Annotated in this window: 14 protein-coding genes; 8 read left to right on the top strand and 6 right to left on the bottom strand. The window is 51.0% G+C overall.

What is annotated here, in order from left to right; genetic code table 11:
• The 5 genes from BEB54_RS06175 to potD form a co-directional block, all read left to right on the top strand.
• Window positions 1-144: 3'-5' exoribonuclease domain-containing protein (locus tag BEB54_RS06175; protein ID WP_136740613.1), on the top strand; the 144-nt coding region annotated here is incomplete at its 5' end.
• A 61-nt stretch (window positions 145-205) separates the two neighbouring features.
• Entirely contained in the window at window positions 206-475 is a 270-nt protein-coding gene (locus tag BEB54_RS06170; protein WP_000003742.1) for an excisionase, read from the top strand.
• Complete coding sequence (locus BEB54_RS06165) at window positions 444-1,562, top strand: phage integrase Arm DNA-binding domain-containing protein (protein WP_000074983.1); 1,119 nt, start codon at window positions 444-446, stop codon at window positions 1,560-1,562. The genes BEB54_RS06170 and BEB54_RS06165 overlap by 32 nt, the downstream gene beginning before the upstream one ends.
• A 166-nt stretch (window positions 1,563-1,728) precedes the next feature.
• Window positions 1,729-2,523 (top strand): spermidine/putrescine ABC transporter permease PotC, encoded by a 795-nt coding sequence (gene potC / locus BEB54_RS06160; RefSeq protein ID WP_000580316.1) that lies wholly within the window; start codon window positions 1,729-1,731, stop codon window positions 2,521-2,523.
• Complete coding sequence (potD, locus tag BEB54_RS06155; protein WP_000759307.1) at window positions 2,520-3,566, top strand: spermidine/putrescine ABC transporter substrate-binding protein PotD; 1,047 nt, start codon at window positions 2,520-2,522, stop codon at window positions 3,564-3,566. The genes potC and potD overlap by 4 nt, the downstream gene beginning before the upstream one ends.
• A gap of 212 nt (window positions 3,567-3,778) precedes the next feature.
• On the opposite strand, the gene cobB is transcribed toward potD, so the two are convergent.
• The 5 genes from cobB to lolC are packed head-to-tail and all read right to left on the bottom strand — an operon-like array spanning window position 3,779 to window position 8,693.
• The gene (cobB, locus tag BEB54_RS06150; protein ID WP_105277131.1) at window positions 3,779-4,600 is read right to left on the bottom strand and encodes a Sir2 family NAD+-dependent deacetylase; all 822 of its coding nucleotides are present in this window, start codon (window positions 4,598-4,600) and stop codon (window positions 3,779-3,781) included.
• Window positions 4,601-4,615: 15 nt separating this feature from the next.
• Window positions 4,616-5,527: an N-acetylglucosamine kinase gene (nagK, locus tag BEB54_RS06145; protein WP_105277130.1), complete on the bottom strand. Its 912-nt coding sequence runs from the start codon at window positions 5,525-5,527 to the stop codon at window positions 4,616-4,618.
• A 28-nt stretch (window positions 5,528-5,555) separates the two neighbouring features.
• Window positions 5,556-6,800 carry a lipoprotein-releasing ABC transporter permease subunit LolE gene (lolE, locus tag BEB54_RS06140; RefSeq protein ID WP_001251354.1) on the bottom strand — a complete coding sequence of 415 codons (1,245 nt, stop codon included), beginning with the start codon at window positions 6,798-6,800 and terminating at the stop codon, window positions 5,556-5,558.
• Window positions 6,800-7,501, bottom strand: coding sequence for a lipoprotein-releasing ABC transporter ATP-binding protein LolD (gene lolD, locus BEB54_RS06135; RefSeq protein WP_001033707.1), 702 nt, complete (start codon window positions 7,499-7,501; stop codon window positions 6,800-6,802). The genes lolE and lolD overlap by 1 nt, the downstream gene beginning before the upstream one ends.
• Entirely contained in the window at window positions 7,494-8,693 is a 1,200-nt protein-coding gene (lolC, locus tag BEB54_RS06130) for a lipoprotein-releasing ABC transporter permease subunit LolC (protein ID WP_000284708.1), read from the bottom strand. Before lolC ends, lolD begins: the two co-directional genes overlap by 8 nt.
• Before the next feature lie 262 nt (window positions 8,694-8,955).
• Between lolC and BEB54_RS06125 the strand changes: the two genes are divergently transcribed.
• The 3 genes from BEB54_RS06125 to ldtC all read left to right on the top strand — a co-directional run bounded on the left by BEB54_RS06125 (window position 8,956) and on the right by ldtC (window position 14,709).
• Window positions 8,956-10,029 carry an acyltransferase family protein gene (locus tag BEB54_RS06125; RefSeq protein WP_105277129.1) on the top strand — a complete coding sequence of 358 codons (1,074 nt, stop codon included), beginning with the start codon at window positions 8,956-8,958 and terminating at the stop codon, window positions 10,027-10,029.
• 127 nt (window positions 10,030-10,156) lie between these two features.
• Complete coding sequence (gene mfd / locus BEB54_RS06120) at window positions 10,157-13,603, top strand: transcription-repair coupling factor (RefSeq protein ID WP_105277128.1); 3,447 nt, start codon at window positions 10,157-10,159, stop codon at window positions 13,601-13,603.
• A gap of 143 nt (window positions 13,604-13,746) precedes the next feature.
• Window positions 13,747-14,709: a L,D-transpeptidase LdtC gene (gene ldtC, locus BEB54_RS06115; RefSeq protein WP_105277127.1), complete on the top strand. Its 963-nt coding sequence runs from the start codon at window positions 13,747-13,749 to the stop codon at window positions 14,707-14,709.
• A gap of 82 nt (window positions 14,710-14,791) precedes the next feature.
• Here ldtC and bhsA read toward each other — a convergent pair whose 3' ends face one another.
• Window positions 14,792-15,049 (bottom strand): multiple stress resistance protein BhsA, encoded by a 258-nt coding sequence (gene bhsA, locus BEB54_RS06110; RefSeq protein ID WP_000800153.1) that lies wholly within the window; start codon window positions 15,047-15,049, stop codon window positions 14,792-14,794.
• Window positions 15,050-15,204: the final 155 nt, after the last annotated feature.

Raw genomic sequence — 15,204 nt, 5'->3', positions numbered from 1 at the left:
CTGGGGAAAGCCATAGACTTCGATGCCAGAACGGCTATTCCATTCGAAGGTGAGCGCCATAATGCACTTGATGACGCTCGTCACCAGGCAAAATACGTTTCAGCTATCTGGCAAAAACTGATCCCGAATCAGGCTGATTTTTAATGTTCAACCGTCGCCAGTTGTCGTTGATATTCTGCAACTGGCGCGTTCCGGAGTGATAGCCATGAGCGAACAGTACCTGATAACGCTCGACGAGTGGAAACCAAAACGGTTCAGTCTCCCAATAACAAACACTACCCTGGTGAAATACGGAAAACTAGGATACATCGTTCCAAGACCACAAAAAATTCGTGGGCGTTGGCTGATAGATCGCCGAGCAGTATTTGTTGGGCCTGGTGAAACGGGAATTGCGCCGGAAATTCATACTGGCGATGATGATGCACTGAAGGAGATTTTAACTCATGTCACCGAGGCCACGAAAAAACAGCACTGACGTAGCCGGTCTTTACGAAAAGTTTGATCGCAGAACTGGCAGAGTTTACTACCAGTATAAAAATCCTGTGACTGGAAAATTTCACGGACTCGGAACAGACAAAGGTAAGGCAGAAAAAATCGCTTCCACAGCCAATCAGCGAATAGCTGCAGCAGAAGCTGAATATTTCATGCGCAAAATTGATGAAAGTCCGTCAGCAACAAAACGTCGGGGTATCAGATTAAAGGCATGGGTTGATCGATATCTGAAAATACAGGACACGCGACTGAAAAATGGAGATATTGCAGCTACAACTCACAAAGAAAAAACCCGAATGGCTGCATACCTGGTTTCCCGTCTGGGAAACCACCCATTGAAAGAACTGGAAGTAAGAGACTTTGCATTAATACTGGATGAGTGGCTGGATAAAGACATGGTCAGCACAGCGAGAGTAAATCGTGGATTATGGGTTGATATTTATAAAGAAGCACAGCATGCAGGGGAAGTTCCTCCTGGATGGAATCCTCCGGAGGCTACCCGTAAACCGATCCCTAAAGTAACCAGAGCCAGGCTCACCATGGAAGACTGGCAAAAAATTTACAATGCAACGCCTGAAAAACACTTTATCCGTAACGCAATGCTTCTTGCGATTGTTACTGGTCAGCGCCGTGATGACATTTGCCACATGCGTTTTTCAGATGTGTGGAACGAACACTTGCATATCACCCAGGGAAAAACCGGAATGCGTCTGGCGTTACCGCTTACACTACGCTGTGATGCCATTGGGATAACGTTAAAAGAAGTTATTGATGGGTGCCGAGACAGAATATTAAGTCCATATCTAATCCATAGTCGGCACCAGAAACAACCGAAGCCGATGAGTAAAGACAACCTGAGCGACTACTTTGCCAAAGCACGGGATCTGGCTGGGATAATTCCACCAGCAGGAAAAACTCCGCCAACATTTCATGAACAACGCTCTCTATCAGAACGGCTGTACCGTGCACAGGGTATCGATACAAAAACATTACTAGGACATAAAGTCCAGGCAACCACCGATCGCTATAACGATACTCGAGGTCAGGAATGGGTTAAGTTGGTTATTTGACAAACACCATATGGAATATCCGTCACCATCTCAGGAAAAAAGTGTTGTAAAATGCGTGGCCTAGTTTTGGGGAAACGTTTTGGAGAGATTTTGGAGAAAGGAAAAAATTGAATAAATTCAAAATCCTGAAAGTGTCCCGCCTTATGAATAAGAAGGTGGAACTCGAATGATCGGTCGACTGCTTCGCGGCGGTTTTATGACCGCTATCTACGCGTACCTGTATATCCCAATCATTATTTTGATTGTGAACTCTTTCAACAGCTCGCGCTTTGGCATCAACTGGCAGGGTTTTACCACCAAATGGTATAGCCTGCTGATGAACAACGACAGTCTGTTGCAGGCAGCTCAGCATTCACTGACGATGGCGGTGTTTTCGGCGACGTTTGCTACGCTTATCGGTTCACTGACGGCAGTTGCGTTGTACCGTTATCGCTTTCGTGGTAAGCCGTTCGTTAGCGGAATGCTGTTTGTGGTGATGATGTCACCAGATATTGTGATGGCGATTTCTCTGCTGGTGCTGTTTATGCTGCTGGGTATTCAGCTTGGCTTCTGGTCGCTGCTGTTCTCGCATATCACCTTCTGCCTGCCGTTTGTGGTGGTGACGGTGTATTCGCGCCTGAAAGGTTTTGATGTGCGAATGCTGGAAGCGGCGAAAGATCTCGGTGCCAGCGAATTTACCATTCTGCGAAAAATCATTCTGCCACTGGCAATGCCAGCGGTAGCGGCGGGCTGGGTGTTAAGCTTTACCCTGTCGATGGACGACGTGGTGGTTTCTTCGTTTGTCACCGGGCCGAGTTATGAAATTCTGCCGTTAAAAATTTATTCGATGGTCAAAGTCGGCGTATCGCCGGAAGTTAACGCGCTGGCAACCATATTACTGGTGCTGTCGCTGGTGATGGTAATTGCCAGCCAGCTTATTGCTCGTGATAAAACGAAAGGTAACACAGGGGACGTTAAATGAAAAAATGGTCACGCCACCTGCTCGCGGCGGGTGCTCTGGCACTGGGCATGAGCGCCGCTCACGCCGATGACAACAACACGCTGTATTTCTACAACTGGACCGAGTACGTGCCGCCAGGACTGCTTGAACAGTTCACCAAAGAAACCGGTATTAAGGTTATCTATTCGACTTACGAGTCGAACGAAACCATGTACGCGAAGCTGAAAACGTACAAAGACGGTGCCTATGACCTGGTGGTTCCTTCAACCTATTACGTCGATAAAATGCGTAAAGAAGGGATGATCCAGAAGATCGATAAGTCGAAGTTAAGCAACTTCAGCAATCTCGATCCAGACATGCTCAACAAGCCGTTTGACCCGAATAACGACTACTCCATTCCGTATATCTGGGGGGCGACGGCGATTGGCGTTAACGGTGATGCGGTTGACCCGAAATCTGTCACCAGCTGGGCCGATCTGTGGAAGCCTGAGTACAAAGGCAGCCTGCTGCTGACCGACGATGCCCGTGAAGTGTTCCAGATGGCGCTGCGCAAACTGGGCTACTCCGGTAACACTACCGATCCGAAAGAGATTGAAGCTGCATATAACGAGCTGAAAAAACTGATGCCAAACGTGGCAGCGTTTAACTCCGATAACCCGGCTAACCCGTACATGGAAGGCGAAGTTAACCTCGGCATGATCTGGAACGGTTCTGCTTTCGTTGCACGCCAGGCGGGTACGCCAATTGACGTGGTGTGGCCGAAAGAAGGCGGCATTTTCTGGATGGACAGTCTGGCAATTCCGGCAAATGCCAAAAACAAAGAAGGCGCGCTGAAATTGATTAACTTCCTGCTGCGCCCGGATGTGGCAAAACAGGTTGCTGAAACTATCGGTTATCCAACGCCAAACCTCGCCGCGCGTAAGCTGTTAAGCCCGGAAATAGCGAACGACAAGACGCTCTACCCGGATGCTGAAACCATTAAAAATGGTGAATGGCAGAATGACGTTGGCGCAGCCAGCAGCATTTATGAAGAGTATTATCAGAAGCTGAAAGCAGGACGTTAATTCAGCAAACGGGCGGTGGTATTACCGCCCGTTTTTTATTTAGCAAGGATGTGGCTAATGTTGCTGTTATGGACGAGTAAACGCTAAAAGAGGCAGTAAATATGCCAGATGCGGCGTCAACGCCTTCTCTGGTCTACGACACCCGGAAATTCAATTCATTGCGCCCCATCGCAGGCCTGATAAGCGTAGCGCATCAGGCCATTACTCCTGATTTATAATCCTTTCAGCAATTTCTCAACAAACTCTGGTACCACCTGGCTTGCCGGGCCGTAATATTTCTCGGCAAATTCATTACCGACCTGACTCGGTTCAAGATTGAGTTCGACAGTGTGCGCACCATGCAGTTTCGCTTCGTGAACAAACCCAGCCGCCGGATAAACATGCCCTGATGTACCAATGGCAATGAAAATATCGGCCATCGACAACGCCATATAAATTTCATCCATGCCGAGTGGCATTTCGCCAAACCAAACGACGTGCGGGCGCAAGGGTGCCGGGAACTGGCAACAATGGCATTTATCGTCTGACGTAACGTCTCCGGTCCAGTCGAGAATCTGACCACTTTGCGAACAACGTACTTTCAGCAATTCCCCATGCATATGAATCACATTGGTATTACCTGCGCGTTCGTGCAGATTGTCGATATTCTGCGTCACCAGCAAAAAGCGATCGCCGAGAGCATCTTGCAGTTTAGCCAGCGCAAGATGCGCGGCGTTAGGCTGAATTTCTGGCTGCTGCAGCTGTCGACGGCGGGCGTTATAAAACGCTTGTACCAGTTCAGGATCGCGATCGAAACCTTCCGGCGTTGCCACATCTTCAACCCGATGTTCTTCCCACAGGCCATCTGCGGCGCGAAAGGTACGAATACCTGATTCCGCAGAAATACCTGCCCCAGTCAGTACGAGTACTCTTGGTTTTTCCATTGCTTCCGGCACCACTTTATCTCTGAAAAAAATACGCTGACGCAAACGCTCGCGCAGGCGGCGTTTATTTTTACGAAAACGACTTAACCGATGACCCCGACGCGACAGCATAGCAACCTCTGTTGTTTACTCGGTTAGATGTAGGAAAGCCGCACCACGCATTCCTCCCGCATCACCGTGGCGCGCGCGTTCAATGCGCGGAACACGAGCTACAGGTAAGAGATGACGAGGCAGCCTGTCCGCCAGTTGCGTTGTGATTGCCGGGAAATTCGATAAGCCACCACCAATGACGACCAGGTCAGGGTCAACAATGGTCAGGATATTTCCCAGACAAACCGCTAATAAATCCAGATAACGCTCAACGTGCGCCCTTGCCTGCTCATCGCCTTGATCATAAAGCGCAATAATTTCGGGAGCCTGCAACGGTTGATGATAATAGTGTTGATACAGCCACGCAAAACCGCGACCAGACAGATAATTTTCAATGCAGCCATGCTGACCACAGCCGCAGCGGCGTAACGGGAAATCCAGCCCCATCATGGTTAACGCATCAACCGGCAGACGCATATGGCCAAACTCGCCGGTAATATAGCTTTTACCGGTAATTGGTTTACCGTTGAAAATCAGCCCGCCGCCAACGCCGGTGCCGAGAATCAACCCCATCACCAGTGGATATTGAGTAAATTCATCATCCCAGGCTTCTGAAAGGGCAAAACAGTTGGCATCGTTATCAAGGCGGACATCGCGATCAAGACGTGCGCTCAGATCTGCACGCAGCGATTTACCGCTGGCAGCGGGGACATTGGCGGCATACAGCGTACCATCTTCTGTTTCCGGCATTCCCGGAATACCGATGCCGACAGAACCTTTACAGCCAAAACGTTGGTCAGCTTCGGCTACCAGCTCGCACACTGCATCTAAAAATGCGTCATAGCTGTCACGCGGTGTCGGCACCCGCTTTTCCCACTGCAACTGCCGACCGCTATCAAACACGCCAAGCGCAATTTTTGTTCCACCAATATCAAACCCGTAATACATTGCCGCTCCTTGTTTTAATGTACTGCCTTTACTGGCCGCTAAGGACTCGCGCAGGGTCAATATTACTGGCGCGCCGCGCCGGATACCAACTTGCCAAAAGACTCAGCAACAATGCTGTGACCAGTACGTAGAAGACGTCCAGCCAGTGCAATTCCGATGGCAGGAAGTCAATAAAATAGATATCGCTGGAGAGGAACTGATGACCGATCAGCTTTTCAATCCACTCAATAATCGGGGTAAGTTGCAGTGAAACCACCACGCCGATAATCACCCCACACAGGCTGCCGAACAGCCCTGCCAGTAATCCATACCAGACAAAGATGGCGCGAATTAAACCGTCTTTCGCCCCCAGCGTTCTTAATACGGCGATATCGCCACTCTTGTCTTTCACCGCCATCACTAAGGTAGAGACGATGTTGAAACAGGCCACGCCAATCACCAGTACCATCGCCAGATACATAATGGCGCGGATCATCTGGATATCGCGATACATATAGCCGTAAGTACCAATCCAGCTTTTAATATAAACATAGCTGTTGGTCACTTCACCCGCATCGCGTACCAGCTTATTGGCGTTGAAAACATCCGTCATTTTAAGGGCAATACCTGACACGCTGGAACCCATATCAAGATATTGCTGGGCATCCGCCAGCGGGATCATGGCAAAACTGTGATCGAGTTGGCCACTCAACTGCAAAATACCGGCAACGTGCAAACGCACGCGTTTTGGCTGCATCAGTTTATGCTCGGGATTCGAGTTGGGGATCATAATCGACACCCAATCGCCCTGCTTCACTTTCAGCGCATCCGCCACGCCTTTGCCGATGATAATTTGCTGTTCGCCTGCTTTAAAATTGCTCCACGCATCGTCCTGGACAAACGAGGGTAATGCGCTCAAACGCTGTTCCTGTTGCGGGTTAACGCCCTTGACCTGAATTGCGCGCAGATTGGCACCACTTTCCACCAGCCCGGTGAAATTGATATACGGCGCGGCAGCGGCAATACCCGGCACTTTTTGCACGTTATCCAGGGCTTCTTGCCAGTTAGTCCACGGCTGATCCACCGCCTCAATTTCGCCATGCGGCACCACCGCCAGAATGCGGTTATTCAGTTCGCGTTCAAAGCCGTTCATCGCGCTTAAGCCGACAATCAATACCGCCACGCCGAGGGCAATGCCAATGGTAGAAATGACGGAGATCAGCGACACCATACCGCCGCGCCGCCGTCCGCGACTAAAACGCAGGCCAATCAATAACGATAAAGGCATCGCCATTACTCCGCTCCCATCAGGCTCAGTTCCGCCGTCAGACGTCCATCACGCATTTCCAGTTGGCGGCTCATACGTTTCGCCAGTTGCAGGTCGTGAGTAACCACCAGGAAGGCGGTGCCCTGCAAGCGATTCAATTCCCCAAGCAACTGGAAGATGCTGTCGGCGTTACGTGCATCGAGGTTACCAGTAGGTTCATCCGCCAGTACCAGCCGCGGGTTATTGACCAGCGCACGGGCAATCGCCACACGCTGGCGTTCGCCGCCAGAAAGTTCAGATGGGCGGTGATTCGCACGATGCTCCAGCCCCACCGCTTTTAACATCTCCAGCGCACGGCTGTTGATTTCAGCGGGCTTTTTCTTGCCAATCAACAGCGGCATAGCCACGTTTTCCAGGGCGGTAAAATCCGGCAGCAGGTGGTGAAACTGATAAATAAAGCCCAGCTTCTGGTTGCGCAGTTCTGCTTTCGCCGCCGACGACAGTTTGCTCATCGGCTGACCATTAAAAACCACATCGCCGGAGGTTGGCGTATCCAGCCCGCCCAGCAGGTGCAGCAAGGTACTTTTACCAGAACCAGAGCTACCGACGATCGCCATCATTTCACCTTCGCCGACGCTGAAACTGACATTGTGCAGTACATCGGTTTGCACACTGCCTTCCTGATAGCGTTTGCACAGGTTGTCGCATTGCAACAGGATCTTATTCATAACGTAAAGCCTCAGCGGGTTGAGTGGCGGCAGCGCGCCATGAAGGGTAAAGCGTAGACAGCAGCGCGATAGCCATCGCCACCAGCGCAATAACAATGACCTGTAAAGGTTCGATAGCGACTGGCAGTGCCGCGCCATCAAGCAGGACGCCGATTATCGGCATCAGATTATTCAACTGGCTGGCAAGCAGTGCACCAAGCGCCGCTCCGAGGATCGCACCGATAATCCCGGCGCTGGCCCCTTGCACCATAAAGACCATCATGATTTGTCGCGGAGTTAAGCCTTGCGTTTGCAGGATCGCTACTTCGCCCTGCTTCTCCATCACCATCAGCCCTAGCGAGGTAATAATGTTAAACGCCGCTACGGCAACAATCAGGCTCAGCAGCAAGCCCATCATATTTTTTTCCATGCGTACGGCCTGGAATAGCTCGCCTTTACGATCACGCCAGTCCTGCCATTTGCTGCCTTCAGGCAGTTTTTGCTGGCTTAAAGAATCAACTTTCAGCGGCTCATCCAGCCACAAACGCCAGCCAGTGATATTGCCTGCCGGATAACGCATCAGACGCGAGGCATCCTCAATATTCACCAGCATTTCATAGCCATCGACTTCACTGTTGGCGGCGAAAGTGCCAATCACATTGAACAGGCGCTGGCTTGGAATACGCCCCATCGGCGTGAACTGGCTGGCAGATGGCACCATCACGCGGATTTGATCACCGCGATTGACGCCCAACTGTGAGGCAAGTTGTTCGCCGAGAATGACATTATATTTCCCCGGTTCGAGATCAGCTTGTTTCACATTGACCAGATACGGCGTGAGTGGATCTTTTTGCGCCGGATCGATACCCAGCATCACCCCGACCGCCACGCTGCGCGCGCTTTGCAGTACCACATCACCGGTAGTAATAGGTGCGACGCGATTAACGCCGTCCAGTTTGACTGCCGTTTCCGGGAGTTGCTGCGGGTTAAGAGAGCCATGCTCAGAAGAGAGAATTGCCTGTGGCATCAGGCCAAGGATGTTGTTTTGCAGCTCGCGCTCAAAGCCGTTCATCACTGACAATACTGTGACCAGCGCCATCACCCCGAGGGTAATGCCGATGGTAGAAAGCCAGGAGACGAAGCGACCGAAGCGATCCGCTGCACGCCCACGCATGTAACGCAGGCCAATAAATAGAGCGACAGGTTGGTACATGAAATCCGTCTGGTTGCTGTTAGCAAAGACACGAGTATATAAGCGAAAGCAAGATGGGTAAACGTCTGAACTGTAAGTGATCGTCAGGGCTAATCTGAAAAGTCCCCGTAAATCAATCGGCTAAATTGCCATGTTTTATCATCAATCTTGCCGCCTGATCTTAATCTGAAAAATCATCCAATACAGACAGATACCCATTACACCTCGGGTCATAACTCGCAGGATCAACCGCATGTAAATTAAAAAAGAGCGTGTTGTCCTGATGAAACAAAAAGAGCTATGGATTAACCAGATCAAAGGGTTATGTATTTGTCTTGTAGTGATTTATCACTCGGTCATTACCTTTTATCCGCATCTGACCACTTTTCAGCATCCGTTATCGGAAGTCCTGAGCAAATGCTGGATCTATTTCAATCTTTACCTTGCCCCCTTTCGTATGCCGGTTTTTTTCTTTATTTCTGGCTATTTGATTCGCCGCTATATCGATAGCGTGCCATGGGGAAATTGTCTCGATAAACGCATCTGGAGCATCTTCTGGGTGCTGGCACTTTGGGGCGTAGTGCAGTGGCTGGCGATAAGTGCACTAAATCAGTGGCTGGCACCTGAGCGCAATTTAAGTAATGCCTCCAATGCCGCTTATGCCGATTCTACCGATGAGTTCCTGCACGGAATGATCACCGCCAGCACCAGCTTGTGGTATCTGTATGCTTTAATTGTCTATTTCGTGATATGTAAAATTTTTAACCGCCTGGCCCTGCCGTTATTTGTTCTGTTTGTACTGATGAGTGTGGCGGTTAATTTCGTACCCACACCGTGGTGGGGAATGAACAGTGTGATCCGCAATTTGCCTTATTACAGCCTTGGCGCATGGTTTGGCGCAACATTAATGACCTGTGTTAAAGAGGTGCCGTTGCGCCGCCATCTGCTGATGGCTTCTTTGCTGGCTGTTCTGGCGGTCGGTGCCTGGTTGTTTACTATCTCGCTGCTGTTGTCGCTGGTATCGATTGTGGTGATCATGAAACTGTTTTATCAGTACGAGCAACGTTTCGGTATGCGCCCCACCAGCCTGCTGAATGTGATTGGCTCCAACACCATTGCTATCTACACCACCCATCGCATACTGGTAGAAATATTCAGCTTAAGCCTGATTCCGCAAATGAACGCGGCACGCTGGTCGCCGCAAGTCGAACTGACGCTCCTGCTGGTTTACCCCTTTGTCAGTTTGTTGATTTGTACTGTTGCGGGCTTGCTGGTAAGAAAACTTTCACAGCGCGCATTCAGCGATCTGTTGTTCTCCCCGCCTTCTCTGCCCGCTGCCGTCAGTTACTCCCGCTAAGCCATCGCCCCAGCCGGGGCGATTCAATTTGCTAAACCATGTCGATTACGGATAATGAACAGCATTGCTTATCAGAGATATGCCCCCATATGTTGAGGCATATCCTAACGAGAATCTGACAACCGTTATGCCTGAACAATATCGTTATACGCTGCCCGTCAAAGCGGGTGAGCAGCGTCTGCTGGGCGAGTTAACTGGCGCTGCCTGCGCGACGCTGGTAGCGGAAATTGCCGAACGTCACGCCGGTCCGGTGGTACTTATTGCACCAGATATGCAAAATGCCCTGCGTTTGCATGATGAAATCAGCCAGTTTACCGATCAGATGGTGATGAATCTGGCGGACTGGGAAACCCTTCCCTACGACAGTTTTTCGCCTCATCAGGACATTATCTCCTCACGCCTTTCCACTCTTTACCAGCTACCAACGATGCAGCGTGGCGTACTGATTGTTCCGGTGAATACGCTTATGCAGCGCGTTTGCCCGCACAGTTTCCTCCACGGCCACGCGCTGATGATGAAAAAAGGTCAGCGGTTATCTCGTGATGCCTTACGTACGCAACTGGACAGTGCCGGTTATCGCCATGTTGACCAGGTTATGGAGCACGGCGAATACGCCACGCGCGGCGCGTTGCTGGATCTTTTCCCGATGGGCAGCGACTTGCCTTATCGTCTTGATTTTTTTGATGATGAAATCGATAGCCTGCGCGTATTTGACGTTGACAGCCAGCGTACGCTGGAGGAAGTAGAAGCCATCAATCTGCTGCCCGCGCACGAATTTCCGACAGATAAAGCGGCAATTGAACTGTTCCGCAGCCAGTGGCGCGATACCTTCGAAGTGAAGCGCGACCCGGAACATATTTATCAGCAAGTGAGTAAAGGCACATTACCTGCCGGGATCGAGTACTGGCAGCCGCTATTCTTCAGCGAACCGCTGCCGCCACTGTTCAGTTATTTCCCTGCCAATACGCTGTTGGTGAATACTGGCGATCTGGAAAACAGTGCCGAACGTTTCCAGGCTGACACGCTGGCGCGTTTTGAAAATCGCGGCGTCGATCCGATGCGTCCACTGTTGCCACCACAATCGCTCTGGCTGCGGGTAGACGAGCTCTTTTCAGAGCTAAAAAACTGGCCGCGTGTGCAGCTAAAAACTGAACATTTACCGACAAAAGCAGCGAATGCCAATTTAGGTTTCCAGAAGCTGCCAGACCTGGCCGTTCAGGCACAACAAAAAGCGCCGCTGGATGCGCTGCGTAAGTTCCTCGAGTCTTTCGACGGTCCGGTGGTGTTCTCGGTAGAAAGTGAAGGTCGCCGTGAAGCGCTGGGTGAACTGCTCGCGCGAATTAAAATTGCTCCTCAACGCATTATGCGTCTTGATGAAGCCAACGACCGTGGGCGTTATCTGATGATTGGCGCTGCCGAACATGGTTTTGTCGATACGGTACGTAATCTGGCGCTGATTTGCGAAAGCGATCTGCTCGGTGAACGCGTTGCCCGTCGTCGTCAGGATTCTCGCCGCGCCATCAACCCCGATACACTGATCCGTAACCTTGCGGAGCTGCATATTGGTCAGCCGGTGGTCCATCTGGAGCACGGCGTCGGGCGCTATGCAGGAATGACCACGCTGGAAGCGGGCGGCATTACTGGCGAGTACCTGATGCTCACCTATGCCAACGACGCCAAACTGTATGTTCCGGTGTCATCACTGCATCTGATTAGCCGTTACGCCGGTGGCGCGGAAGAAAACGCCCCGCTGCATAAACTTGGCGGTGATGCGTGGTCGCGGGCGCGGCAGAAAGCGGCGGAAAAAGTGCGTGATGTGGCGGCGGAATTGCTGGATATCTACGCGCAACGCGCCGCCAAAGAGGGCTTCGCGTTTAAACACGATCGTGAACAATATCAATTGTTCTGCGACAGCTTCCCGTTTGAAACCACGCCGGATCAGGCGCAAGCCATTAATGCAGTGCTTAGCGATATGTGTCAGCCGCTGGCGATGGATCGTCTGGTGTGCGGTGATGTTGGCTTTGGTAAAACTGAAGTCGCGATGCGCGCCGCGTTCCTGGCGGTAGATAACCACAAGCAGGTGGCGGTGCTGGTGCCTACCACCCTTCTCGCGCAGCAGCATTACGACAACTTCCGCGACCGTTTCGCCAACTGGCCGGTACGCATCGAAATGATCTCCCGTTTCCGCAGCGCCAAAGAGCAGACGCAAATCCTTGCGGAAGTGGCGGAAGGGAAAATCGATATTCTGATCGGTACGCACAAACTGCTGCAAAATGACGTCAAGTTTAAAGATTTAGGTCTGCTGATTGTCGATGAAGAACACCGCTTCGGGGTGCGTCATAAAGAGCGCATCAAAGCGATGCGGGCGAACGTGGATATTCTGACACTTACCGCAACGCCGATCCCACGTACGCTGAATATGGCAATGAGCGGAATGCGCGATCTGTCGATTATCGCTACGCCGCCTGCCCGTCGTCTGGCAGTTAAAACCTTTGTCCGTGAGTATGACAGTCTGGTGGTCCGGGAGGCGATCCTGCGTGAAATTTTGCGCGGGGGACAGGTTTATTATCTCTACAATGATGTGGAAAACATCCAGAAAGCTGCCGAACGACTGGCGGAGCTGGTGCCAGAGGCGCGGATCGCCATCGGTCACGGGCAGATGCGCGAGCGCGAACTGGAACGGGTGATGAATGATTTCCATCATCAACGTTTCAACGTGCTGGTTTGTACCACCATTATCGAAACCGGGATCGATATCCCGACTGCCAACACCATTATCATCGAGCGGGCGGATCACTTCGGTCTGGCGCAGCTGCATCAGTTGCGCGGTCGCGTCGGACGTTCGCATCATCAGGCATATGCATGGCTGCTGACGCCGCATCCAAAAGCGATGACTACCGATGCGCAAAAACGTCTTGAAGCGATTGCCTCGCTGGAAGATCTCGGTGCAGGTTTTGCGCTGGCAACGCACGATCTGGAGATTCGCGGCGCGGGTGAACTGCTTGGCGAAGAACAAAGCGGCTCAATGGAAACTATCGGTTTCTCGCTGTATATGGAGTTGCTGGAAAACGCCGTCGATGCGCTGAAAGCCGGACGCGAGCCGTCGCTGGAAGATCTCACTAGCCAGCAAACGGAAGTCGAGCTGCGGATGCCGTCGCTATTACCAGATGATTTCATTCCTGACGTGAATACGCGTTTGTCGTTCTATAAACGTATTGCCAGCGCCAAAACGGAAAACGAACTGGAAGAGATCAAAGTCGAGCTTATCGATCGCTTCGGCCTGCTGCCGGATCCGGCGCGTACCCTGCTGGATATTGCCCGTCTGCGTCAGCAAGCGCAGAAACTGGGGATCAGGAAGCTGGAAGGTAATGAGAAAGGTGGGGTGATCGAATTTGCCGAGAAGAATCACGTTAATCCGGCCTGGTTGATTGGTTTGCTGCAAAAACAGCCACAGCATTACCGCCTTGATGGTCCGACGCGCCTGAAGTTTATTCAGGATTTGAGCGAGCGGAAAACGCGTATCGAATGGATTCGCCAGTTTATGCGTGAACTGGAAGAGAACGCGATCGCTTAATGGTAAATCGGGGGCGTTTCTGCGCCCCCATATCCAACATTTACAAATTATTTGCACTTCCCTGCACTATCCGACACTGTCACCATCCATAATTCAGGCTTATCTGTTTATTACAATAACCTTATATTTATTATGGATTTTTGGTGATGATCAAAACGCGTTTTTCTCGCTGGCTAACGTTTTTTACGTTCGCCGCTGCCGTGGCGCTGGCGCTACCGGTAAAAGCCAACACCTGGCCGCTGCCGCCAGCAGGCAGTCGTCTGGTTGGCGAAAACAAATTTCATGTGGTGGAAAATGACGGTGGTTCTCTGGAAGCCATCGCCAAAAAATATAATGTCGGCTTTCTCGCTCTGTTACAGGCCAACCCCGGCGTTGATCCTTACGTGCCGCGCGCGGGTAGCGTGTTAACGATCCCGTTGCAAACCCTACTTCCAGATGCGCCGCGCGAAGGCATTGTGATCAATATTGCGGAACTGCGTCTCTATTACTACCCGCCGGGTAAAAATTCGGTAACCGTGTATCCCATCGGCATTGGTCAGTTGGGTGGTGACACGCTGACACCGACAATGGTGACCACCGTTTCTGACAAGCGTGCAAACCCAACCTGGACGCCAACGGCAAACATTCGCGCGCGGTATAAGGCACAGGGAATTGAGTTGCCTGCGGTAGTTCCGGCTGGACCGGATAACCCAATGGGCCATCATGCGATTCGTCTGGCGGCCTATGGCGGTGTTTATTTGCTTCACGGTACGAACGCCGATTTCGGCATTGGCATGCGGGTAAGTTCTGGCTGTATTCGTCTGCGGGATGACGATATCAAAACACTCTTTAGCCAGGTCACCCCAGGTACCAAAGTGAATATCATCAACACCCCGATTAAAGTCTCTGCCGAACCAGACGGTGCGCGTCTGGTTGAAGTACATCAACCGCTGTCAGAGAAGATTGATGACGATCCGCAGCTGCTGCCAATTACACTGAATAGCGCAATGCAATCATTTAAAGATGCAGCGCAAACTGACGCTGAAGTGATGCAGCATGTGATGGATGTCCGTTCCGGGATGCCGGTGGATGTCCGCCGTCATCAAGTGAGCCCACAAACTTTGTAAATCCTGGATAAAAAAATCCCCGCGACACGGCATGTCGCGGGGAAAAAAATCAGCAGTAGCAGGCATTAATGAGGGTTAATGCTTATTTATAAATTACTGCTGTTCCATGGAGGGTATTCGGACCGGTTACAGAAGTAATACGGAAAGATTTTGCGCCCATCTCATCCGCTTTTTGCGCCAGCTGCTCTTCCAGCGATCCCAGATTTGTCCCCGCGTTAGCACTGATAGTACCGACTTTTTGTTGGCCTTCTGGCGTTGACTGAACTTCGACAGCCGCAAAGCTGGCAAATGACATTGAGCTTAAAATCGCCGCAGCGATGAGGGTTTTTACGTTTTTCATAATAGTGGCCTTATGCAGATGAATGACGTCGCAAGCAATTACTTAACGATCGATAACTAAATGATAGATGTGATCTGGATCACATACAAGATATTTTTTATAACAATCATTAATTAATTTAAAAATCTTTAAATTTCAGTTAAATAGAAAGCAAT

The sequence above is a fragment of the Escherichia sp. MOD1-EC6021 genome (assembly GCF_002965245.1).
GTDB classification, from domain to species: Bacteria; Pseudomonadota; Gammaproteobacteria; order Enterobacterales; family Enterobacteriaceae; genus Escherichia; species Escherichia coli_F.
The sequence above is the reverse complement of the archived record's forward strand: the minus strand, read 5'-3'. Positions and strand labels throughout refer to the sequence as shown.

Bases quoted from the DNA above. Each gene is read 5' to 3' on its own strand.
- BEB54_RS06170 (WP_000003742.1), top strand. From the start codon at position 206: ATGAGCGAACAGTACCTGATAACGCTCGACGAGTGGAAACCAAAACGG.
- BEB54_RS06165 (WP_000074983.1), top strand. From the start codon at position 444: ATGTCACCGAGGCCACGAAAAAACAGCACTGACGTAGCCGGTCTTTAC.
- potC (WP_000580316.1), top strand. From the start codon at position 1,729: ATGATCGGTCGACTGCTTCGCGGCGGTTTTATGACCGCTATCTACGCG.
- potD (WP_000759307.1), top strand. From the start codon at position 2,520: ATGAAAAAATGGTCACGCCACCTGCTCGCGGCGGGTGCTCTGGCACTG.
- cobB (WP_105277131.1), bottom strand. From the start codon at position 4,600: ATGCTGTCGCGTCGGGGTCATCGGTTAAGTCGTTTTCGTAAAAATAAA.
- nagK (WP_105277130.1), bottom strand. From the start codon at position 5,527: ATGTATTACGGGTTTGATATTGGTGGAACAAAAATTGCGCTTGGCGTG.
- lolE (WP_001251354.1), bottom strand. From the start codon at position 6,800: ATGGCGATGCCTTTATCGTTATTGATTGGCCTGCGTTTTAGTCGCGGA.
- lolD (WP_001033707.1), bottom strand. From the start codon at position 7,501: ATGAATAAGATCCTGTTGCAATGCGACAACCTGTGCAAACGCTATCAG.
- lolC (WP_000284708.1), bottom strand. From the start codon at position 8,693: ATGTACCAACCTGTCGCTCTATTTATTGGCCTGCGTTACATGCGTGGG.
- BEB54_RS06125 (WP_105277129.1), top strand. From the start codon at position 8,956: ATGAAACAAAAAGAGCTATGGATTAACCAGATCAAAGGGTTATGTATT.
- mfd (WP_105277128.1), top strand. From the start codon at position 10,157: ATGCCTGAACAATATCGTTATACGCTGCCCGTCAAAGCGGGTGAGCAG.
- bhsA (WP_000800153.1), bottom strand. From the start codon at position 15,049: ATGAAAAACGTAAAAACCCTCATCGCTGCGGCGATTTTAAGCTCAATG.